The sequence below is a fragment of the Oligosphaera ethanolica genome, assembly GCF_030814695.1.
GTDB lineage: Bacteria > Verrucomicrobiota > Lentisphaeria > Oligosphaerales > Oligosphaeraceae > Oligosphaera > Oligosphaera ethanolica.
Genome location: NZ_JAUSVL010000001.1, coordinates 3,461,284 through 3,484,152, shown reverse-complemented (window position 1 = coordinate 3,484,152; position 22,869 = coordinate 3,461,284). Strand labels below are relative to the sequence as shown.

The following is a 22,869-nucleotide window of genomic DNA, read 5'->3' as shown; positions in this document are numbered from 1 at the left end:
GGACAGAAAGCCGCCACGCTCTCACTGTAGAAACAACCAGTAGGCGCCACCAAAGTAAAATGGCGGCCCGTAGAGGCGCCGATAGAGCCCCCTCGTGCTGTCCAAGGCAAATATCCCCTCGTTCCGGTAAAAAGTAGGCAGTGCGGGCTCTCCCCACTCGTCGGCTGGCCCGACAAGATGCCATCCCGGCGCGAGCGGTGTATCATCCGCAGCGGCGGGCTGAATTCCTGGTATCAGCAGGTGCAGCGCCTTATCACTATGCATCCAGAAGCCCTGTCCCGCTGCCGGTGCGGCCAGCACATGCATATAACAACGCCTGGTGCCATTCCATGCCCAGGGCTTAAGCCCGTAGTTGCCAATTAAGCCGGCAAAGGTCTCCGCATCGGCAACGTAGGGCAACGACAACAAGGACCATCCCTGCGCCAGCGCCACGTCATGCAGTCCCTGCAGTTGCAGCGCCGGCAAAGCGACGCCGCTACCGCTCTCGCCCGCAGTCACGGTAGCCGAGATTGTTTGCGCGGTTTTATTCCAGTAGGGCACGGCCAACACGTAGTTGAAAAGCAACGAGTCGCCAACTCCTTCCGGCCACTGCCAGCTCAAAGTGCCCTGATCGCCCGGCGCAGGCGCCACTGTCGCCATCGCTGTTGCACCGTCGGCGTGGACAAAACGCCAGCCGTCCGGCACGGTGACGTCTAGGCGCAATGCAGACGGCACCGACGGCGCGGCAAGGCGGCACTGCACCACGCAGTGCCCGCCGGCGAAATATCCCGCTGAGGTATGCTGTGCGGCGCTGTCGCTGACCTGGCCAAGCAAGAGCACGGTCGGGCCATTCACGGCCACGAGTTCGCCATTGAATATAGCGCGGCCTGACAACAGGTAGGCCCCGTCCGCCCAGGGCACGTCGTAGCTCAGCGTCGCCAGACCCGTACCCTGCCAGCTGATTGTACTCGTGGATGGCTCCCAGACCGCGTTGGGCCCGGTCAGCCCTGCCGGCGTCATCCCCAAGGGTATGTGCTCCGCGTAGGTCCACTGGTCGACGCGAGGCGCCGGGCTAATACTCAACGCCACGGCATTTCCCGCCAACATCCGGTTAACCACCCCGAGAGCGCACGGCTGCCAATGAGGATACAAGGTCGCGCCGCCCTCGGGAACATTGCTTTCTGGCGCAATACGGATGCCAGCGCCATCAGGCTCGGTCCACCAGCCCGCAAAGACCTCGTTATCGCGTGGCGCCGGCTCCGGCAAAGGGCCGTAGGCTGCTCCAGGCACGAGCATAAGATCATCCATGCCAGCGACACCGCTCAGTGCCACGCGACAGGGCACCGCGATGGTATTCCACCAGGACGGATCGGTCGGAATCATGGGGTTCTGGTCAAAAATAATTTCCGCAGCAGCGGTGATTCTGACTCCGGCGGGAGCATCATCCCGCACTTTAACCCGGTAGGACACATGGCCCTCACCGCGATGGCTGTCGTCATTGGGAGGCAGGAAACCCGCCGTTGGCTCGGCCGGCCAGCCATCGGCCGTGGACGAATCAAATGAACGCAGATACCAGCGGGCGACGCCCGTGCCGGCATCCAACGCGAAAGTGATCTTCACCTGGTACGGCGATGCGCGTTGCGCCACCGTCAGTGCACCGCCTTGTCGCCCCAGCAGGCCCGTTTCCGTCTGTTGATTGAACGAGACTTCGCCGAGTTCCAGCGTGGACCAATCAAGGTATTCCGACAGCGCCGCAGCGACATAGACTTCCTGAGCCGCCGCCGTCGCCGTCGACAGATTCTCGAAATAGACGATGTAATCCAGCCACTGCCCCGGCGTCACCAGCCGCTGGGTGTTCGGATCGCCCAAGCCAAGCGGCCCGGCCATCTCGTTGGGATCAAAGGATATGACAGTCTTGCTACGGCGATCATCCTTTTTATTTCTATGGGGCTTGTTTTTCTCCTGTTTATACTCACCACCACCACCACCACCACCACCACCACCACCACCGCCATCGTCATGATCTAGCTCGTCTTCCCACTCCGACTCATTATACTCGTCCTCATCCTCGGGCGGCTTGTAGCCCACCGCCACAAGCTTACTGCAGGGCTTGGTCACACTCACCATCGTGCCGTAGACGGTGAGACTCACCCGGTAAGTGCCATCCATGATATAGATATGCTGCGGATTCGCTTCGTTGGAGGTCGTGCCGTCGCCAAAGTCCCAGTGGTAGCGTTCAATGCTGCCGAAGTCCCCCGCGGTTGACGTGTTAATAAAAAAAATGGGTGTCATGGGCTCGACTTGCGGGCCGGCGCCAATGACCTCGAAGTCTGGCCGAGGCCCTTTCCACGTGTGTACCGTTGTATTAAAATCGTCCTTTTTGCTCACGCCAAGCTCAAAATCCGGGATGTCGTCCAAATTCAGGACCCCTTTGAAGAGATCAAGATCGATAAGATTGGCGGCGGTGCCGACCTTAATGCCGGCGACCGCCCGCACTTCGTATTTGTCGGAATCAAACTGCAAGGCCACGTAAGGCTCACCATTGGCGGTAATTCTGGCAAAACCGTCGAGCCACACACTCGCGGTGATACGGATAAAGGCTCGCAGCTCACCGGACAAGTCGAACTCGATGTCGCCAATATCACTCTCCGTGGTCGTGCTTGATTCCAGCACCGGCTGAAAACCGTGGTCGTAAAGCAAGCCCGCCCGATTTGTCCGCGTCGCCGAAAATTGCTGCGTGCCAACCTTGATTTTGCCATCAATGCCGGCACTGCCCCCCAAGGTCAGCACTATCTCCGGAGTAACCAAGATGGGCACCCCACCGACCACCACTAACCGACTCTTGCGCCACGTCCATACGTCCTCCGATATCTCCTTCGCAATGCCACCCGATACCTCACAGGACGCATTTTCCCGCAACTTAAAGGTGCTCACGGCGAGACAACGCATGTAAAAACTGCCATCCGGCCGCTTGCGCATATCAAAATCGAAGTTCGGGAGAAAGTCCGTACTCATGTCCATGCTCACTTCGGCCGACAAGGCAAACGAGACCCCCTTGGTGACTTTTGTGCTGATACCTGCCCCACGCGTCGCACCAGCCGCCAGCAGGTCTTCCTCCGTCAATCGCAGTACCATAGACAAGCGCATGCTCTCAAATACCTCGTCAAGACCGGCTTCGACCGTCGTCAACACGTAAAACCCGTCCATCTCGTCAACGGCAATGACACGGCGAACAAAGCCCGCCGTCTGATCCGTCGTCACCCCGGTGACGACCGTCCCGACCGCCAGAACCGCCGTCGGCTGGTCCACCCGTGGACGCAGGCTCAGCGTCTCTGCGTCATGGGCGACATAGGCGTACTCCGACGCCTCATCAACCACCACCACATTGTCCTTGATCACATTCGGAATGGGCTCATCCACCATAATCATGTCCACCCCGACGCTGTGCAATTCCTCGCCAGCCGCCGTGATGACGGTCAGGCTCACATCGTAGGTCCCGACGTCATTGTAGGTGTATGACGGCGTGGCCTCCGTACTGTCCTCGACGCCATCGCCGTTGAAATCCCACGACCAACGCTGCGCCGTTTCCAACAGATCGAGATCGTTCACGCAGAAGCTCGTGGTCAGTGGCGCAACACCACCCGCCGGCAAAGCGTAAAAGATCGGCGCCTTGAAGGCCGCCAGGTCGTGGCGGAGGTCGTCACCAACGGCTATGGTCACGGTCTCCGCCGCCGGCAACTGCCAGACACCACCGCGAACCGCAAAGGCGTAGGTCCCCGCCGCCAGTCCGTCAAAGCAGAATTCGCCAGCGGCATCCGTGGCAGCAATGAATTCGGCGGCGTCAAGCAACCTGGTTGCCCGCAACACCGCGTGGGACAGCGGCTCGCCCGCTCCCAGCAATTGCCCGCTCAACCGACCGCCTTGACTCAAGGAGAAGGACGCCTCCACCCAGCGCTTCTCGCTGGACACGGCCACGCCCGCCCGAAATGCCCCAACGTAAGTATTGGCGGAGAGCACAGATACGTCATAAAGACCATCGATCATACCCGGGATGATATAGCGCCCCAACGCGTCGGTCTGAGCCTGGTACTGCGGTAGGCCCTCGCCACTGGCCAGCACGGTCATGCCCTCCAACTGCTCGTCCGTCCCCGTGGCAGCAACCACGCCGCGAACCGCCCCAAGAGGTGTCGCCAGCAAGACGACGTCATTCGTATCGTGCGGAAGACATAACAGCGATACCCCGTCCTTCGGGATAGCATGCAGCGCCGACCATGTATATTCAACATCGGCTGCGAGTTCCGCCACCTGGAAATAGCCATCGGCGGCCGTGGTGGTCTCCGCCACGACAACACCATTTTCGTCCCGAAAGCGTATCACGTAACCAGCCAGAGCCTCTTTGCTCACGGCATGGAACAGATGTCCAGAAATAGCCGAGACGGGCTGCCCGCGACGACGCCAATGTTCAAAACGCTCAATATCATCGAGTTGCCACACAGGGCGCCCGCGGCGATTCAGGCGGGTCGCCGCAGTGGCCATGGCATTGAAATAGTCGTCCCAACTGCTAAACAGGCCACTAGGCGGCGCCTCTTCGCCCGCTAGTATCTCGTTCAGCACAATCCGGTAGTGCCCCCAGGCGCGGAAAAATATCGGCACGCGGCCCTCGCAACCAGGTGGCAACACACCGGCAAGGCCTTCATTGCTGATGCCGGCCACGCGCAGCGACTCACGTCGCTGCATCCCAGCAGCATCGGCATAAAAAGTCACATGTAACGTTATATCATCAGGAGGGCAGATAACTTCGAATACCGGCATCATCAGGTCCGCATCGCCTTCATTCCGATAACAGACATAGGCGGTGCTCAGGCGGCCGTCGCGGACCGCACTCGGCATCTCCAACCACGCGCGCAGAATGGGCCCGGTGCCGTCACTGAACAGCTCAATCGCCGACGGCAAAGTGACGCTCGCCGTCGCTGTCCGCACGTCCAGGTCGTAATGTCCGGCAGGCAACCCTTCGACCACAAACGCGCAGGCCAGCTGCGCCGAATTGACCGTGCTCAGATCAGCTGGTCTGGACACCCCGTCCTTTTGCAGGAACACGCCCGTAATCGGTCCCACCGCGGTTAGCACCACGGTAGCCACGCCCTTGTTCAGTAAACGCGATGTGCTCTGCTCAAAGACGGCCAGCTGATCCGCTAGCACTTCCACCTGCGCCAATACCGGCGCCGCGCCGACGTTCTCAAAACTGACGTATTGCTTGGAGGCCATCGCTGCCGGCGGCAGGGACAGCAGTATACGCCCATCCGCTAGGGTCATCCCTTGGGCGTCGTGGCGATCAGCAGACGGAATCCGCCCCAGAGCCCCATACAGCCGCAAGGACGCATCCGCCGGTGCGCTGACCAACAATGCAACGGGAGTTCCAGTCGCCAACGGCAGCGAGTAAGCTAGCGTCCCGCGCGACGGCAGCACCAAGGTCTCTCCATCAATACCCAGCTCCGGCAGAAAGACATGTGTTGTCCCCCCCGCCTGCGCACGGTTGTTGACCATATTGCGCTCGTAGATCAGCGTCTGGCTGTTCACGGTAACCTCAGCATACCACAACCCACTGCGCAGCGGCGGCACGTTCATGGTCGCTGTCAGCACGCAACTCTCCCCGGGCTGCAAGTTCAGATTCTGCAGGCAGTCTCCAACTAGCACAACTTCGCCGCCCTGTTGAACATCCCCCACCAACGCTAGCGAGTCGCGCATCAAGCCGCCTGCCGCCACCTTGCCGACATTGGTGACGGTGTAACTCACTGTCAAGGTGTCCCCCACCATCGCCGACTCCGCCGCACTGATCGCCTCCACGCGCAAATCAGCCACCGGACCGCTGGATATGCCAGGAAACTCGTAGATGCCGATATCCGGACAGCCCCCGTCAGCCATCGCTACGCCCGTATCAACGACCTTACGCACATCCATCCGCGGCTTATCAAAGGCGTCCTTCTCGGGTGCGACGTTGCCGTCGCCAGCGTCAATGCACGGCGAGCCTCCCTGCAGGCTGAAATCACCCGCAACAGCGTCCGTAAACAGCGGATCGGCCCAGATATTGCCGTTCTCACCGACCGTCATCCATGGTTGGGCGACCGACGCCCCGTCCATCCAAAAGAGACAATGGGAAAAAGACAACGCTGACATGTAGCCATCGTACCCACCAGTGTTAAGCCACTCGCCCTGCGGGCTGTTGAAGATGCAATTGCTAAAACTGATCGTGCCCTCCCAACCACCCCAATACATGGCAAGGCGGGACACATCGTAAAACACGCAATTGGTGACCTGCAGCTGGCCAGCGTAGGACGCACAGGCGTTACCGACATCGCTGATCACGCTGTTGCTCACGTTGATGGACCCGCCCCAGGTCCACAACCCATCAACCCTCGCATGGGCGATCAGACAGGATTCCAGATTGACGACGCCACCGATCATGGCTTGCACAATGCCCTGTTCATTGCGGGGAGCCGCATACAGTAGCTGCGCATGATGGAAGGTCGCCGTGCCAAGCACCTTGATATAATCCCAATCGCCAGGTTGCGGTGCCCAGTCATGACCGTCAATATCGCCGCCATGACTATCGTCATACCACGATGTAAACACAATGGGCTGGGCACGGCTGCCCACGGCGCGCAGTTCTGCCCCTTCCAGCACGGTCAGAGAACAGCCCGAGCAAATCCGGACGATCGTTCCGGCTGGTATGGTCAAGGTACTGCCGGTGCTTAGCGTGAGGTCATTTTCAACACAATAGAGTCGTCCCGGCAGCCAGGTGACATCACCATTAATCATTCCCGACACGCGTTCCGTCCAGTAGTGCATCGCCGTCGTGGCGTCCATAGTCAAGACCCCCGTACCGCTAAACTGATAGGCATCGAGCGCGGGCAGGCTCGCGCTGCCATCCTGATTCGTGTCACCACCAACCAAGTCATCGGCGATGTGAGTAAAAGTCACCCCGAGTGCGATCAACTCGCCTCCGGCAAGGACGTCGATACCCGCGCCACTCTCAAATTTCACCACGGCACCCGGCTCAATCCGCAAGGTCATCCCGGCCGACACCACAACCAGCTCGCTAACGACGTGCAACCTATCCGCAGCCCATTGCTCGCTGGCGGCAAGAACGCCACCATGAACTGCAATCGTCGCCGCAACGTGAAGACTGCTGTTCAATTCACCCAACGGTTCACCCGCGGCATCCAAATACTGTAAGGTCAAGTTATATGGGCCGTCGGCCAACTCGCTCGTGTCCCAGAGGTAAATGCCTTCGGGACTCTGCTCGCCGCTGCTCCACTCTGCCGTCATCCCGGGAGCCTTCATCTGTAAGCGCACCTGCGCCGCCGGCGGATCGGACCACGCACACGAATAGCTCAGCGGCTCGTGCAGCGCAGCGACCCGCGCCGAAAAGAGTTCCCGCATCTCCACCCGGGTCGGCGCGCTCGTAACTTCGACGGCGTCCGCGTCAAGCCACACCGGCGCTTCGGCAAGCACCGTCGCCGGCACTAGCCCATCTTTCTCACTTGATTTTATTCAAAAAAAGTTTTCCTGCGTGAGACCGGCCCCCGGCCCGCTGACGCTGTGCGTAGGGGTGGGCGGAAGCGCTTTTGTTGTGCCTTTTCAATGTGCTGTTATAGCTTGAACTTTTTAATCTTATTGCTAGTCTATTTGCGAATACATACTAGAAACCTTCACTGCAAAGGCACAAAATGTATTTTCGCGAAAAGACAAGCACCAACGGCACTCTCCTTCTTCAGTTGGTCCGCGGTAGTCGCGGACTTGACGGCAAGGTGCGCCAGCAGGTTCTCTTGTCTCTTGGGGGATGCGTCATACCCGACGTGTTCCGTCGCGAGATCGCCCATAACATCGAAGCCATTGTTTCCGGTCAGCAGTCGCTTCTGCCCATGAAGCCAGAAGTGGCGTCCTGGTCGGACCTGATCATTGACAAGATGAAATCCGAAGGCAAGCTTGATCTTGTCAGGAGCAGCGTCACAAGGAATGTACCGGTCGGCGGCATCGCCGACGGCGTACTTCTTGATGAGGTCAGCCACGAGGACACCAGGCAGATTGGCGTTCTGCTGCCGCTCAAGCGGGCGTGGGAAAGCCTTGGCCTGTCGGACTTCCTTGCGTCGCGAGGCATGCCAGCCCGACGCATACACGCCGCGCAGGCATGCGTTTTCAACCGCCTTGTCGAGCCATGCAGCGAGCACGAACTTCCGTCGTGGCTGCAGACCGTGGCCATGGACGAACTTCTCAATGACACGTTTGGCTTTTACGGCAAGGAAATTTTCTACAGAGCTGGCGATGATCTGCTTGAGCATAGTGTTGAGCTCACCAGGCACTTGCGGGCGCGCGAGGAAAACCTGTTCAACTTGGGAAACACAATTTTTCTGTATGACCTGACCAATAGCTATTTTGAGGGCGGCTGCACGGAAAATCCCAAGGCCAAGCGAAGTGCCAACAGCAAGGAGAAGCGAACGGACTGTCCCTTGCTTTCGGTTGGTCTTGTCCTCAACGCGGAGGGTTTTCCTGTCGTGCACAAGGTCTTTCCCGGAAACACCAGTGATAGCAAGACCATTCTGGACATCGTGTCTTCGCTGCAAAGGGAGACTGGTGACACAAGACGTCCGACCGTGGTGTTGGATGGCGGCATTGCCACTCAAGCCAACCTCAAGACCCTGCTGGAGAACAACTACGACTATGTGGTGAATGGCAAACGAACGACACGCCAGAATTTTGCCGAGGACTTCAAGCGGCGGGAGGCCTTCCAAACCGTCAAGGGGCGCGACGACAAAAAGCCGGTCTTCGTGAAGCGCATATGGGGCGAGGGGGAGGTTGTCCTGCTTTGCCGAAGCGAAGACCGAAAGGCAAAAGAAGACGCGATAGTCAGCAAGACGGAAGAACGATACCTTGAGGCGCTGCGAAAGCTGGCCGGAAGAATTGAGAAGAAGGACGGGAAACTGCACTTGGACAGCAGCGGAGGGCGGGCAAACGTGGACAGGTGCATTGGGAAAATAGCGTCGCGATATACCAGGGCCTCCAAGTTTTATACCGTCAGATACAATGAGGACCAGCAGCTTCTATCCTGGACCAGGGACGAGGATAAATACCAGGAGGACGCCAGCCTGCATGGATGCTATCACCTGAGGACAAGCCGCAAAGACCTGTCAAATGACGAAATATGGCTCATCTACATCATGCTGACGCGGGTTGAAACGGCCTTCCACCTCCTCAAGGGGGAACTGGGGTTACGTCCGTTTTATCACTGGAAAGAAGACCGGTGCGATGCACACATCTGGATCACCGTGCTCGCCTATCACCTATTGCGTTGGATAGAGTATTCCCTGAAGCTGGCTGGCGTGGACTGCACGTACCAGGAAGTCCGCAGGCTGCTGCAGACCCATTGCTACACGACCATCAACCTTCCTTGCCGCAATGGAAGGAAATATCACGTCCGGCGCCCAGGAAAGCCCGACGAAAGGCAGAAAATGATCTACAGCGCTCTCGGCATAGACGTGAGCGCGCTGCCAGTACGGAAAGTGGTCGTGGAGTCGTCGCCGGCTGGTGAGGCCTAAACGCCCCGTTCATTCATGACTCAAGGGGGAGATGTGAAAATTTTGTTGTGCCTTCCCAGCCTCAAAAAGGGGGCAAAAGTGAGAAAGATGGGCTAGGAATATACAACAACATAACAGCACCCGCAGCCGTCGTGCCAACAGATCCGCATCCCTAATCGCGCCTATCATCGCCTTCATCCACGTCATGTCACACCCCCTATCTTCGCTAATGCTCTCGCGCTGCACCGCATGTCTCACCTCTCACGGCTCGCGACCATGGTCGCGTTGCAAACCCGCCAGACAGCTACGGCAAGTGTGGCAGGACTACGACGCGGCAGCCGTAGGGAACGCCCCCGAGATATCCACCGCGATACGCGGATGTGCAATATTCGACATCATCACCACATCCACCGCCACGGGCCACCCGCTGACTGCCGCTGGCGGGGCCGACCGGATCAGTGGCGTCGCCATGAAATGGCCCTTCCCAGTCCAGGCACCACTCCCGGACATTCCCATGCATATCATACAGCCCCCAAGCGTTGGGCAAATATGACCCGACTCGGGCATATACCCTGAAATCCCCCTGGGCGCTTTCATCATAATTCAAGTAGAAGCGACCTAGCAAGTAGAGCACTTCACTATCCCAACCACCGCCAGGCGGCAGATCGTAGCCGTTATTGAAATCAGTCGTCGTCCCCGCACGGCAGGCATATTCCCACTGCGCCTCGGTCGGCAGGTCAAAAAACAGACCCGTGCGGGCGCGGAGCCTGCCGACAAGACTGTCCGTGCCGACCTCGCGGCTGGCCGGCCAAGCCACATTGGGCAGGACCCCGCCGCGTATTAGCTCCCACGGAAGTTGTTCAGCGGGCAAATTATCGTACATAGCCGCAGAGCTATAGTAGCCCGTCACCTGCCGCAGTTGCGCCCGCGTGAATTCGAAAATACCGATGTAAAAAGGCTGGGTCAAGGTCACGTTGTGACGCCCATTATAGGGAAAGGCCTCGGGGTTATCGGCAAAGCGTTCCAGTGGCTCGCCCATCTGGAAGGTCCCGGGCAAGATCAACCTCAGCCAGAGCTGCGAGGTCCGACAGGTGTCATCGCTGATATCCGGCGGCGTGGCGCTGTAATGCACGGGATACTGCGCGGCGCTCGCGCCACCACTGAGATCAATCACCAGGTAGGGCACCAGCGTCGCGCTCGCAAAAGCCGAGATGGTCACCAACAGCGCTGAGCTATGCAGCCCCGGCTCATCCGCAGCTATATTCCAAGTCATTCGATGCTTGCCCGCCTTGACGGGCCAGACGCCGCCCTCGCCGCTCAGTGTCCGCGGTACGATCGTGCGTTCCTGATCCTGCACGACGATCTTAACCGACACGTAGATATAGGCGTCCGGAATATCGGACGCCACCTCGTAGTCGATGTCCGCCAAGCCATTCCAGGGCCAACGCTGCCTGATCGTCACATTGCTGACCGTGACCCCCGCATCAACCACACCCGCAAACAGCACCACCAGCAATAACACCGCCAATTTCCTGCCCATACCCGCAGCCTCCTCTCTCGCAACTCCCGATTGGCCAGTCGTTTCCGAAATCGACTTCTTTCCTAGCACGTTCCCCTATAACACTGGTGCCAACAAACAACCCGAACTGCGCCGCCAAGAACCTGCTATGCCCATCTAGCCCACTAACAATACCATGGGAACATTCACTACATATACAACATTGCGAAAAAAATGCAATGCCATCTCAATAAACGGTAATGTGCGAAATCTTGTGATACGAGTCAATATTTGGCAAAGTGCATCTGAATTCCACAGCCGTCCCATAACTTGATGGTGGCTTCGTAAAAAAAAGGATTCACGGCATCTTAATGGTAGCCTAGTAAGCAACCATAGGAGGTACCATGAATCCACTAAAAAGTACTGTGTCAGTCCTCGCGCAGATTGCAAGCTGGATACCTGACCGGATTATCGACAACCTCGCCAAAAAGTACAAAATCCAGACACGGGCCTTCAGCGCCACCAGCCATGTAATGGCTATGCTTTACGCGCATCTGGCGCATTCATTAAGTCTGAACGACATCTGTGACAGCCTCCACAACCATGCCGGCCCCCTTGCTCAGATACGCAACTGCACGCCTCCGAGCAGGAACGGCCTCTCTCACGCCAACAAGACCCGCAATGCGGATATGGCCGAAGAGCTGTTCTGGAAGGTATATGAGTCACTATCAACCCGTTACCCCGAGTTCCTGACCTCCAGCCGCAATTATCCCGGTTTGCCCTACCGCTTCCGGACAAGAACCATTCGCGCCGTTGATTCAACCACCATCAAACTGACGGCATTTAATATGGGCTGGGCCCAGCACCGACGCCAGAAAGCGGCCGCCAAGATGCACACGGCGCTGAACATGCGCTCGTTCCTGCCGAACTTCGTCCTCGTCAAAAGTGCAAAGGATTCTGACCCGAAAAGCGCCTGGGAACTGTGCGCCGACATGAAGGCCGGAGAGGTCGTGGTATTCGACAAGGCCTATGTTGATTTTAAGCATCTTAAGGTCCTTGACACGCGCGGCGTCTCCTGGGTGACGCGGGCCAAGGAAAACATGCTCTATGAAGTTATGGGACAGCATGCGACTGGGAAACCGGAGGCGTCTGATCCCGTCAAACATGCGTCCGCCTCCTCAGAACCCGAGACAGATACGGCTGAAGTTATGGGACAGCAAGCGCCCTGCAAGCGCCGCTATGTCCGCAAGAAATGCAAGGTGTTGTCAGATGAGCGCATCAGGCTGATAGGGGTGCAGACCAAGGACAATTACCCCGATGACCTGCGGCTGGTCACGGCAGAGGTCGAGGTGAAGGGGAAGATGGTGGTGATGACGTTTATTACCAACAACTTCGAGTGGTCGCCGTTTTCCGTGTGCCAGCTCTATCAATGCCGTTGGGGTGTGGAGGTGTTTTTCAAGGAAATCAAACAGACGCTGCAGCTGGCCGATTTCCTTGGATATAACGAAAATGCCGTCCGCTGGCAAGTCTGGACAGCGCTGCTTGCCTATCTCCTGCTACGGTTCGTCGCTTGGTACAACAAGTGGAAGCGCCAGTTCAGTCGGCTCTTTACCTTGTTGCGTGCCGTGCTCTGGAATTACTTCAGTTTGTCCAGTATCATCGAGTGCTGCGACACGAAGCGGGAGCGGCGCCATATTATCCGGGGAAGTCCGGAAAAAGCATATCAGCTGTATTTTGAAGGGATGGTATAGTCTCCTGGCTAAACTTTTCCACACACAAAGAAGGTGTCTTGAAAAATCAGGCGGCCTCGTGCTCGCATGTGCCCAAAAAACAGGTAATTTCAGTGACTATGGGACGGCTGTGTCTGAATTCTTATTTTGAAAAAGATTCCAAGCTCATTCAAACTAAGGAGATTCAGATGCAGGGAAAAATTGACATGGTTTTGAGGTTTTGCAACTCGGAGGACACCTTTTCCTTCGATGAGTTGGTCATGAAGGTTGCCGATGCTTTTGAGCACAAGGCTATCGCCGAGCTGCTGGAGCTGATTGTTGGTCTGATTCAGGAAGTATTGCTAAGCAGGATTTTTGCCGGCCAGACGCGATGCCACGAATGCGGAGACGGTAAACTTGTGCTCAATGGCGGGTACGATCGCAGGATTCGCATGAGCCTCGGCGAGCTGACCCTGCGTTTCAAACGGGTAAAATGCAGCGGATGTGGCGCGGTTTATGCACCTCTTCAAAAACTGATCCAATTCAGGCGCTATCAGACCAAGACGAACGAACTGGAGAAGCTGGTAGTCGAAACCATCAGCGAGACAAGCTACCGGCGCGGTGCCGCCCAGCTTTTACGCGACGGTAAGATTTCGCTTCCTTACCGCACCGCCAACGAATGGATACTGAAAACCGACTGCGATGACATACAGGTGTCAAGCAAGGTGATTGGCTCCTATCCTCTTGAGATCATGGCTGATGGCACCAAGTTCAAGGGGGAAGGGGTGAATGGGAAAGCCAGGCAAGGCGACATTAAAGCAGTCATCGGCATCACACGGCAGGGAAAGGTTTTCCCAATGGGAACTTGGACCGGAGCCTCCTGGAGCGAGATAAACCGGGAGTGGCATGAGAAGAACATCACGTTACCGGATGGCTCGATCATTGTCTGCGATGGTGAGCCGGGTCTGGCTGATTCGTTTGCCGATTATGTGGATGAACAGCAAAGGTGCCAGTGGCATATCAAGCGTGACTTGTACCATGCGATGCACGCAGATGGGGCAAAAAAGGAGGAAATCAAGCCCCTGCAGGACGCGCTTGCCGTTGCCATGGCCATCGAACTTCCCACAGGGGATTTTCAGCAGGTGCCAGAGGAAGACAAGGATGCCATTGAGGAACGAATGGAAAATACCGAACAGGAAATGCTGAAATTTGTCTCGTACCTTGAAGAGAAAGGCTACTCGACGGCGGCCACCTACATCGACAACGCCAGGCGCTCCATGTTTGGCTACGTCAGAAGATGGTTGAAGTGGGGGTTGATTTCCCACAAGGCGTCGACCATGGTGGAGCGCGTCATGCGGGAGCTGGCCAGGCGTTTGAAAAATATCGCCTATGGATGCAGTGACAAAGGGGCATAAAAGGTGGCGGGCTTCATTCTGAAGCGTTTTGCCAATGCGAGTGAATGGGAAGAGGAATGGATGCAAAGAATGAACGTCATTGGAAACGTCGTGATTTCGGTTGGCAACTACAAGTGTTCATCACAAGATTTCGCACATTAACCAATAAACAGTTGTAATCACCGAATGTTCAGAAGAAAGAAGGGAAGAAAGACGAAGATCAGCGAAGGCAGTCGAGAGTTGTCAACGCCAAGTTGAAAGCAGCCCATTTTCGGCATTTTTCCATGGCCCCACTTGACACGTCTTCTTATCGGCTTTCTAAGGAGAAAAAGCCGCTACTTCCTCTTCTTCCAACGCCACATATACCGGGGCCGGCAAAATACCAATTTTGTACACTTTTCACATTGTCGTTCACAAGAGAAGACGACCCTTTTTGTCAGCGGCCCAACAAGCAAGCATGACGGCGTATAACAGCCAAATCAAGACGACAAAAGCAATGAAAAATCTGCGTTAATCTGCGGAATCTACGGATAACAAAAACCACCGGTCTTGCGGGTGGCGGTAGCGAGGTGTCGGAATTGGGTCATGTATGGCTCTGGTATAGCGCCATTGTCGGCTGTGGGCACATCCCAGCTGATGACGCCTTCGCAGTCATTGACATGCTTGGTATAGCCGACAACCAGCTCGGCCGGGAAGCGCGGCAGGCCCCGCGACCAGTACGGCCCCATGAAGGTCAGCAGGTGATACTGGGCGCCGGCGACCGTGCGTTGCACGGGCTGTCCCCAGTAGCTGTCGGCTTTCTTGGGCAGTCCCCACTGCGAGTCCATAAGCACGGGGAAGGCATTGGCGACTTCGCCGGCGGTGTAGTCTTCATATTCGCTGTGGCAGACCACCGGCACCTTCACACCGGGATTGAAAGCAACCAGACTCGCGGCATTGCCGGCCTTGGCGGCGGCCGCAAAACTGGCAAAATTCGGCTCGTCGGCATGGCGGTACATTTGTTCCGCGCGGTAACAGCCATCGAACCACCAGCCGCGGACAGTGCGTCCCCAGCGCAGCGACCACTCGCGGATGACCGCCTCCCAGTTGCGCTGAAAGACGCTCAGGCGTTCGTCAGTGCCTTCGGCGACCGTGTAGCTGCCTGGCCGCAGCTGCCAGCAGCTGGCGTCCCAGGTTGGCGTACACCGCAGACCGGCTACGGCCTGCGGGTCCATGGCTGGCGCATGCGCCGGCAGATAGACCAGGAGTGGTATGCCGTAGGGCGACAGCGCCGTGCCCAAATCGGCAACCAGATCGCGTCGCGACAGCCGGCTCGGTGAACGCCCGACCATGCGGTCGTAGGTGGCATTCGGCGACAAGAAATAACCCGAATTCTGCCCGATGGTGATAAACAGATAGCCGGCTTTGATTTCGGCCAGCTGCGCAGCGAGGGCCGCCACGTCGAAGCCGTCAATGCGTCGATTCCAGCTGTCGGGCGTGGTCGCGTCAGGATTGTCCGCGCTGGGCAACCCCGCCAGATAATGAATGAACACGCCCCATTTGGCCTCGCGGAACCATGTGCAATCTGCGCGCATCGCTGCTCTCCCTTGCTGGTTGATGATCAAACTTCTTTCTCATGCGAAGGCGAATAGTCTATGCAGTAAACAATTCTACAACGCTCCGGCTAAGCAAAGCTTCGGATGCTGCATGCACAATAGCCGATTGCCGATCGCCGTGGCGATGCCAGCCATGCACGCAACCGCGCGCGCATCGCTGCTCTCCCTTGCTGGTTGATGATCAAACTTCTTTCTCATGCGAAGGCGAATAGTCTATGCAGTAAACGATTCTACAACGCTCCGGCTAAGCAAAGCTTCGGATGCTGCATGCACAATAGCCGATTGCCGATCGCCGTGGCGATGCCAGCCATGCACGCAACCGCGCGCGCGACCACGCTCTCCCTTGCTGGTTGATGATCAAACTTCTTTCTCATGCGAAGGCGAATAGTCTATGCAGTAAACAATTCTACAACGCTCCGGCTAAGCAAAGCTTCGGATGCTTCATGCACAATAGCCGATTGCCGATCGCCGTGGCGATGCCAGAGGTCGTCCAAAAACGATATTTTCCTGCCGTAAGCGTGCTTTCGGCCTTTCGTTAGTCATAAAATTGCCATGACTTCTGCGAAAACAGCGGTGAAAAGCCCGGCCCGAGCCCTCAGCCGCTGAGCCGAAAAGGGATAGGTGGGGGAGCGCGAGGGGGAGGAAAGGGCCAATGGGCCGCAGACCTGCACCGCAGGTGCAGGGATAGTCTGATAGCCGCGCAGCGGCGGCCCGAGCGAAGCGAAGGGTATTTTCCTCCCCCTCGCAAAACCCAACTATGCTTTTCGGACAGGTTCTATGCCAGCTCGCGCACAAACGCGCGCGCGCGACCATTGGTGGGGGCCCCCTTTATCGGTCGGGTGGGCTGATTTCAGAGAACTGCGGGAAAAGTAGCCGCAAACCGGTCGTTTTTCGAATAAAAAAATTCAGAATAACAGCATTTTGTGTATTCTGATGATTTCAGCTGCGTTGTCACAAGGATTTATGTGGCCGTCGTTATGAATCTACGTGAACGACATTTTTGGCCCGGACACCACGCATCTTTGCACGAAGAGAGCACGACCTTGACTATTGCTTGGCCATCACACCTTCAGCTCGGCGGTCTTGACCGCGTCCGCACCGGCGTCACCGGCAGCAGCAAGAACGGGCTGGACTTCCGCAGCGAGAAATTCGTCAACTTGCTGCGGGGCGCGGCCGACGTATCGCGCCGGGTCGAGCGTGTCGTCCAGACCGTCTTTGATGGTGGCGAAGGCCGGGTCGGCCTTTAGCCGCGCCAGCAGATCATTGTCGCCGCCCTCGACTTTCACCTGCCGACCTGCGGCCTGCGAATGCTCGCGGATACGCTCGTGCAGCTCCTGTCGGTCGCCGCCGGCCTTGACCGCGTCCATCATGATATTTTCCGACGCCATAAAGGGCAGTTCCTGCCGCAGGCGTTTTTCAATCACTTTCGGGTACACCACCAGACCGCCGGCAACATTCGCGTAGATATCGAGGATGCCATCGACAGCCAGGAAGGCCTCGGCGACGCTGAGGCGGCGGTTTGCCGAGTCGTCCAAAGTCCGTTCGAACCACTGCGTTGCCGCCGTAAAAGCCGGGTTCAGTGCGTCGGCCAGCACGTAACGCGACAGCGCCGCAATACGCTCGCTGCGCATGGGATTGCGCTTGTAGGCCATCGCCGACGAGCCGATCTGGCTCTTCTCAAAGGGTTCTTCCACTTCCTTCAGGTGCTGCAGCAAACGCACGTCGTTTGAGAACTTGCAGGCGCTCTGGGCGATGCCGCTGAGCACATTCAATGCCCGGCTGTCGATCTTCCGCGAGTAAGTCTGGCCCGACACGGCGTAACAGCCAGGGAATCCCAGCTTCTGCGCAATCAGGTCATCCAGCCGCCGGCATTTGGCGTGGTCGCCATCGAAGAGCTCCAGGAAGCTCGCCTGAGTGCCAGTGGTGCCTTTTGAGCCCAGCAGGCGCAGCCCGTCGAGAAAATAATCCACGTCGGCCAAATCAAAGAGCAGGTCCTGAAGCCAGAGACAAGCGCGTTTGCCGACGGTGGTCGGCTGCGCCGGCTGAAAGTGAGTGAAACCGAGAGTGGGCAGGGCCTTGTATTCGTCCGCGAAGGCCGCCAGGCGGCTGATGACCACCAGCAGTTTGCCGCGCAAGAGCCTGAACGCATCACGCATGATCAGCAGGTCGGTATTGTCGCCCACGTAGCAGGACGTCGCCCCGAGGTGGATGATCGGCCGCGCCAGCGGACACTGCTCGCCGTAGGCGTGAACATGCGCCATCACGTCATGGCGCACCACCCGCTCGCGCTCCGCCGCGACGTCGTAGTTGATATCGTCTCGATGCGCCTTGAGTTCCGCAATCTGCTCAAGACTCACCGGCAGACCCAGTTCGTGCTCGGCTTCAGCCAGCACAATCCACAGCTGCCGCCAACTGCGGAATTTCTTCTCCGCCGAAAAAAGGTACTGCATGTCGTCGCTAGCGTAGCGCGCGGAAAACGGACTTTCGTAGGCAGTGTTGCTCATCGCTCTTCATTCCCTGCTGTCATCAAAAAAAACGGGCCGGTATCGACAACCAGCCCGGACGAATCACCCGCGTCGCGCTCCTACAGGTCATAGGCACGCGGCCGCTGCAATACCTCAGCCATAATCACCGCATGGCGCAAGCCCGACCGGCCGCCCACACAGACGTGGATCGGCGCATGTACCCCCGGTCGCAAGGACCGCACCTGCCGCATCGCCGCCGGAAAAGCCTTGGCCATGTTCTGAGCCATCATGTCTGCATGCGTCAAGGACATGGCCGCCGAGGCCGACGCCACAATCGACCCGCTGTCGTCGTCGTCCAGATAGCGCCGACGCTCTGCTGGCACCACCGCCGAGCCGGACGCCGGTACGGGCGGCGGCACCGGTGCCGGCTGTCGCGCGGCAGCCGCGCGAGTCGTGGGCAATTCGCGTTCGTCATCTGCGGGCCGTTCCACGCCTAGCAGCTCGTCAAAGAGCTGCGGGAGGGTCTGCGGCACCGGCCGAGGCGGCATTGTCGGCCGCGGCCGGCCCGGCGCAGCGGGCGGCGCCGGTGGATTCCGGCGGATGATCACCGGCGGTTCCGACGACGCGTTGCCATCGCGTTCCGGTCGCTGCTCATTGTACTTCTTCATGCCCTCGCGGATTTTGAAAATGAACACCAGTGCGGCAATGATGAGAAATATCAGATTTTCCATAGGGGTACTCCGTGCCAGCGCGGCGCCGCAAAGCGGGGCCGGCGTCGGCCTTGTCAGCGACGATGATCAGGCCTTGTCGCCGTCCTTGTTTTCGCCCATGATGTTATTGCGCATTTCGGTGTCGGCTTTGATGTTTTCCAGGCGGTAGTAGTCGAGGACGCCGAGTTTGCCTTCGCGCAGGGCCGCGGCCATGGCCAGCGGCACTTCGGCCTGGGCTGCAATCACCTTCGCCTGCATTTCCTGGACCTTCGCACGCATTTCCTGCTCAGCGGCAACAGCGGCCGCCCGGCGCACTTCGGCCCGAGCCTGCGCCACGCGGGTGTCGGCCTCGGCCTGGTCAGCTTGCAGGCGGGAGCCGATGTTGTCACCGACGTCCACATCGGCGATATCGATGGAGAGAATCTCGAAGGCCGTGCCGCTGTCGAGGCCCTTATCCAGTACGCGCTGGGAGATGTTGTCGGGATTTTCCAGCACGGTGGTGTAGGATGCCGATGAGCCGATGGTGGTGACGATGCCCTCACCCACGCGGGCGATAATTGTCTCTTCCGTGGCGCCACCCACCAAGCGTTCCAAATTCGCCCGAACGGTCACCCGCGCCTTGGCCTTGACCTGAATACCGTCCTTGGCCACGGCATCCACCGTCACCCGCCCCTTGCTGGGCTCGGGACAATCAATGACGCGCGGATTCACACTCATGCGCACGGCGTCAAAAACATCACGACCGGCCAGATCAATCGCCGTCGCCCGTTTGAAGTTAAGCGGGATGCCGGCCTTGTCAGCGGCAATCAGCGCATTGACCACATTCTGCACGTCACCGCCGGCCATCGCATGGCCCTCGAGTTCGTCCGTGGTGATCGTGTCCAAACCCGCGCGCCGCAGCTGAATATACGCGCGCACAATCAGCGCCGCGTTCACTTTGCGCAGCGACATTCCCACCAGCTTGAAAATACTGATGTGCGAGCCAGACGCCCATGCCTGTATCCACACCCCGAAAAAGAAGATAAAGATGTACCCGAAGATCAGCAGCAGACCAATGAGAAAAATACCCAGAATGACGTGGATCGACATGATTGTGCTCCTTGCGTTATGTACGAACTCGATACTGTACCGCGCCTCACCGTGCTTCGGCCGGCGGCGCCGCTGACTCGATAATTTCCTCGACAACAATGCGGTTGCCCGCGACTTCCACCACCTTGACGGCGCTCTGAACGGCAATGAGCTCGCCACGCGTGACCACGTCGTAGCGCTTGCCGTCAATGATCACCGTCCCGCAAGGCCTTAGCTGCGTATGGCAGCGGCCCGTCTTGCCCACCAGCGCCGTCAGTTCCTGGTCGTAACTCGTCCAATTGCTGGTGTCGGTCAAGGCCAAAAATCGCTTGCCGCTGGCCGTGCGCGGAAAATACTTGAACCAGCTGCTGGCGCCCACCCACAACAGCACGATGGCAAAAAATCCGCCAGCCAGCCCCGCCAGTGGTCCGTACTCAACAAAGATGCCGACAATGCCCACCACCAGCGCCACAGAGCCCATGATGCCCAGAACGCCGCCCGGCAGAATGAGCTCCAGGCCGATCAATACCAGGCCCATTAGCGCAAACATGATGATCACTGCCAGACTCATGGTCACTCCCTAATTGTGAAGTTAAAAGGCCTAACATAAACTCCCGCGACTAGAAAAACCAGAAAGACCAACGAGAAAGCATACGCAGGGCCAATGCGGTCAGTCAGTGATAACGAATGCACAACGCACGTTGCCGCCGGGACGGCGGCGCTCCCAGGGTCATTGCCGCTGGGACGGCGGCGCTCCCAGGGGGGTGGGCTGCCGGTGAAACAAGCGAGCCATGGCTGCGCTAAGCGCCACCAACAAAACATAATCTGTGGTAATCTGCGGAATCTGCGGAGAAAAAAAGCCCAGCATTGCCGTCGGGCCGCGCTTCCCCCCCTCAATAGTCCTCGTCGCCCACGGCGGCTTCCATGGAATCGACGAGGATTTCGCGCGGTGCCGACCCGAGTTGCGGGCCGATCACGCCGCGCTTTTCCAGCGTGTCAATGAGGGTCGCGGCGCGGTTGTAGCCGATGCGCAGGCGCCGCTGCACGTAGCTGATGGACGCCTTGTGGTCGCGAATGACGATCTCCATGGCGGCGCGCACCAGACTCTCGTTTTCGTCGCCAGCGCCAGCGTCGTCATCGGCATCGGCCAATTCGCTGTCGTCGCCGGGGACATCGGGCGCGGCTTGTTTGATAACCTCGAAGGACTCGGCGGCATCGCCCTGCGCGGCGCAGAATTCGACCACGCGTTCGATTTCGGCGTCGGTGACCATTGCGCCCTGCAGGCGTTGGATGCGGGAAGCCGTCGGCGGTTTGAAGAGCATGTCGCCAGCGCCGAGCAGACTCTCGGCCCCCTTGCCATCGATGATCGTGCGCGAATCAACCTGCGATGACACCTGAAAGGCCACCCTGGTGGGAAAATTGGCCTTGATGACGCCCGTGATGACGTTGACGCTCGGCCGCTGCGTGGCCACAATGGTGTGTATGCCAACGGCGCGGGACATCTGAGCGATGCGCGCCAGGCCCGACTCCACGTCGGCGCGGCTGCTCAGCATAATGTCCGCCAGTTCGTCAATCACCAGAACAATGTAGGGCATCTTCGCCGGGATGGGCTGGCCCTCGTCATCCAGCACGACGGCGGCGCTCGGCTCTCGGCTGTTGAAGCTCTCCAGATTGCGCACGCCGACCTTTGCCAGCACGCGGTAGCGCCGCCCCATCTCGTTGATCAGCCAGCGCAGAGCCAGCACCACCAGCTGCACGTCCGTTATCACCGGCACCACCAGATGCGGCAATTTCGCATAGACATTCATTTCCACGACCTTCGGGTCGACCAGGATCAGCTGTAGTTCTTCCGGGCTGAAGCGGTACAGCAAGGACATCAGTATCGCATTGAGGCACACCGACTTGCCGCTGCCAGTCGCACCGGCTACCAGCAGATGCGGCGCTTTGCTCAAATCCAAAAAGACATCCTCGCCCTGGATATTCCGCCCCATGATCACCGGCAGGAATCCTTTCGCCTGTCCCCAGGCCGGACCGAAAAGTACCCCACCACAGCGGATGACTTGCGCACGCCGATTCGGCACCTCGATGCCCACATAGTCATGCCCCGGCACCGGCGCCAAGATGCGCAAACTCTGAGCCGACAGAGCCATGCACAAGTCCTTGCCAATGGCGCTGACCATGCCCACGCGCACACCACGCGCCACGTTCACCTGGTACAAAGTCACCCGCGGCCCACAGATCGCCGCGCCCACATCGGCGTCAATGTTGAAGCTGTCCAGACAATCCTGGATCAACTTCCGCTGCTCGGCAATGTCACTCTCGTCAACCGCCACCGGCGACTGCTCCGTCACCAGCAAAGCCAAGGGCGGCAACAAATAAGCCTCGCCATGCAAACGCGCTGCCGGCATGACCACAGGCGATACAAGCGCTGCCGGCGCGCTTGCGGCCGGTTGTTCCAAGGCCAGCTCAAGTTGCTCGGGCGCCCCCTCGGCCGACGCCGGCAGCACTCGCGGATCAATCAGTGCCTGCTGCTGCTCGTCGTGCTCGCGCTGACGCTGCAGCTGCTGCTGACGACGCTCACGCGCATCGAGCTTCGCCGCAAAACGATTCGTCAGTTTGTCAATCACCGCCGACTGCTCGTCGGCCGACAACGACGACGAAGCGGACGCTCCCCCCGCGCCGCCATTACTAAGCGCCCCATCAGCACCATTTGCGCCTCCGGGCGCCGTCCCGCCAGCGTACACCCCATCAGCAGCATTTGCGCCGGCGGGCGCCGTCCCGCCAGCGCCCCCACGCGCTTTCCAGGCGTCCACGTTGTCTCCGACAATTTCCCCGCTGGCATGGCCATCGCGGCTCGTGTCGCCGGCACCCCGCGAACC

Annotated in this window: 10 protein-coding genes and 1 pseudogene; 3 read left to right on the top strand and 8 right to left on the bottom strand. The window is 58.7% G+C overall.

What is annotated here, in order from left to right:
- Positions 1-21: 21 nt before the first annotated feature.
- The gene (locus J3R75_RS12010; protein ID WP_307261842.1) at positions 22-7,503 is read right to left on the bottom strand and encodes a PKD domain-containing protein; all 7,482 of its coding nucleotides are present in this window, start codon (positions 7,501-7,503) and stop codon (positions 22-24) included.
- Between the two features lie 203 nt (positions 7,504-7,706).
- On the opposite strand from J3R75_RS12010, the gene J3R75_RS12000 reads away from it, so the two are divergent.
- On the top strand, positions 7,707-9,572 hold the full coding sequence (locus J3R75_RS12000; RefSeq protein ID WP_442418872.1) for an IS1634 family transposase: 1,866 nt from the start codon (positions 7,707-7,709) through the stop codon (positions 9,570-9,572).
- Positions 9,573-9,855: 283 nt separating this feature from the next.
- Here J3R75_RS12000 and J3R75_RS11995 read toward each other — a convergent pair whose 3' ends face one another.
- Entirely contained in the window at positions 9,856-11,091 is a 1,236-nt protein-coding gene (locus J3R75_RS11995) for a formylglycine-generating enzyme family protein (RefSeq protein ID WP_307261841.1), read from the bottom strand.
- Between the two features lie 362 nt (positions 11,092-11,453).
- Here J3R75_RS11995 and J3R75_RS11990 point away from each other — a divergent pair, with 362 nt between their 5' ends.
- Positions 11,454-12,800 (top strand): IS4 family transposase, encoded by a 1,347-nt coding sequence (locus tag J3R75_RS11990; protein WP_307261840.1) that lies wholly within the window; start codon positions 11,454-11,456, stop codon positions 12,798-12,800.
- Between the two features lie 167 nt (positions 12,801-12,967).
- Positions 12,968-14,314 (top strand): annotated as a pseudogene (locus J3R75_RS11985) (ISH6 family transposase).
- A 362-nt stretch (positions 14,315-14,676) separates the two neighbouring features.
- Here the strand turns inward: J3R75_RS11985 and J3R75_RS11980 are convergent.
- From J3R75_RS11980 to J3R75_RS11955, 6 genes are all read right to left on the bottom strand, one after another.
- A complete protein-coding gene (locus J3R75_RS11980) occupies positions 14,677-15,726 on the bottom strand; it encodes a hypothetical protein (protein ID WP_307261836.1) in 1,050 nt (349 codons plus the stop codon).
- A gap of 1,082 nt (positions 15,727-16,808) precedes the next feature.
- Positions 16,809-18,251: an adenylosuccinate lyase gene (gene purB, locus J3R75_RS11975; protein ID WP_307261834.1), complete on the bottom strand. Its 1,443-nt coding sequence runs from the start codon at positions 18,249-18,251 to the stop codon at positions 16,809-16,811.
- 80 nt (positions 18,252-18,331) lie between these two features.
- The gene (locus J3R75_RS11970) at positions 18,332-18,943 is read right to left on the bottom strand and encodes a hypothetical protein (protein WP_307261833.1); all 612 of its coding nucleotides are present in this window, start codon (positions 18,941-18,943) and stop codon (positions 18,332-18,334) included.
- Between the two features lie 66 nt (positions 18,944-19,009).
- A complete protein-coding gene (floA, locus tag J3R75_RS11965; RefSeq protein ID WP_307261831.1) occupies positions 19,010-20,011 on the bottom strand; it encodes a flotillin-like protein FloA in 1,002 nt (333 codons plus the stop codon).
- A gap of 46 nt (positions 20,012-20,057) precedes the next feature.
- On the bottom strand, positions 20,058-20,561 hold the full coding sequence (locus tag J3R75_RS11960) for an NfeD family protein (protein WP_307261829.1): 504 nt from the start codon (positions 20,559-20,561) through the stop codon (positions 20,058-20,060).
- A 322-nt stretch (positions 20,562-20,883) separates the two neighbouring features.
- Positions 20,884-22,617, bottom strand: a complete 1,734-nt coding sequence (locus J3R75_RS11955; RefSeq protein ID WP_307261827.1) for a DNA translocase FtsK — start codon at positions 22,615-22,617, stop codon at positions 20,884-20,886.
- Positions 22,618-22,869 lie beyond the last annotated feature (252 nt).

Bases quoted from the DNA above. Each gene is read 5' to 3' on its own strand.
- J3R75_RS11960 (WP_307261829.1), bottom strand. From the start codon at position 20,561: ATGAGTCTGGCAGTGATCATCATGTTTGCGCTAATGGGCCTGGTATTG.
- J3R75_RS11970 (WP_307261833.1), bottom strand. From the start codon at position 18,943: ATGGAAAATCTGATATTTCTCATCATTGCCGCACTGGTGTTCATTTTC.
- J3R75_RS11980 (WP_307261836.1), bottom strand. From the start codon at position 15,726: ATGCGCGCAGATTGCACATGGTTCCGCGAGGCCAAATGGGGCGTGTTC.
- J3R75_RS11995 (WP_307261841.1), bottom strand. From the start codon at position 11,091: ATGGGCAGGAAATTGGCGGTGTTATTGCTGGTGGTGCTGTTTGCGGGT.
- J3R75_RS12000 (WP_442418872.1), top strand. From the start codon at position 7,707: ATGTATTTTCGCGAAAAGACAAGCACCAACGGCACTCTCCTTCTTCAG.
- purB (WP_307261834.1), bottom strand. From the start codon at position 18,251: ATGAGCAACACTGCCTACGAAAGTCCGTTTTCCGCGCGCTACGCTAGC.
- floA (WP_307261831.1), bottom strand. From the start codon at position 20,011: ATGTCGATCCACGTCATTCTGGGTATTTTTCTCATTGGTCTGCTGCTG.
- J3R75_RS11990 (WP_307261840.1), top strand. From the start codon at position 11,454: ATGAATCCACTAAAAAGTACTGTGTCAGTCCTCGCGCAGATTGCAAGC.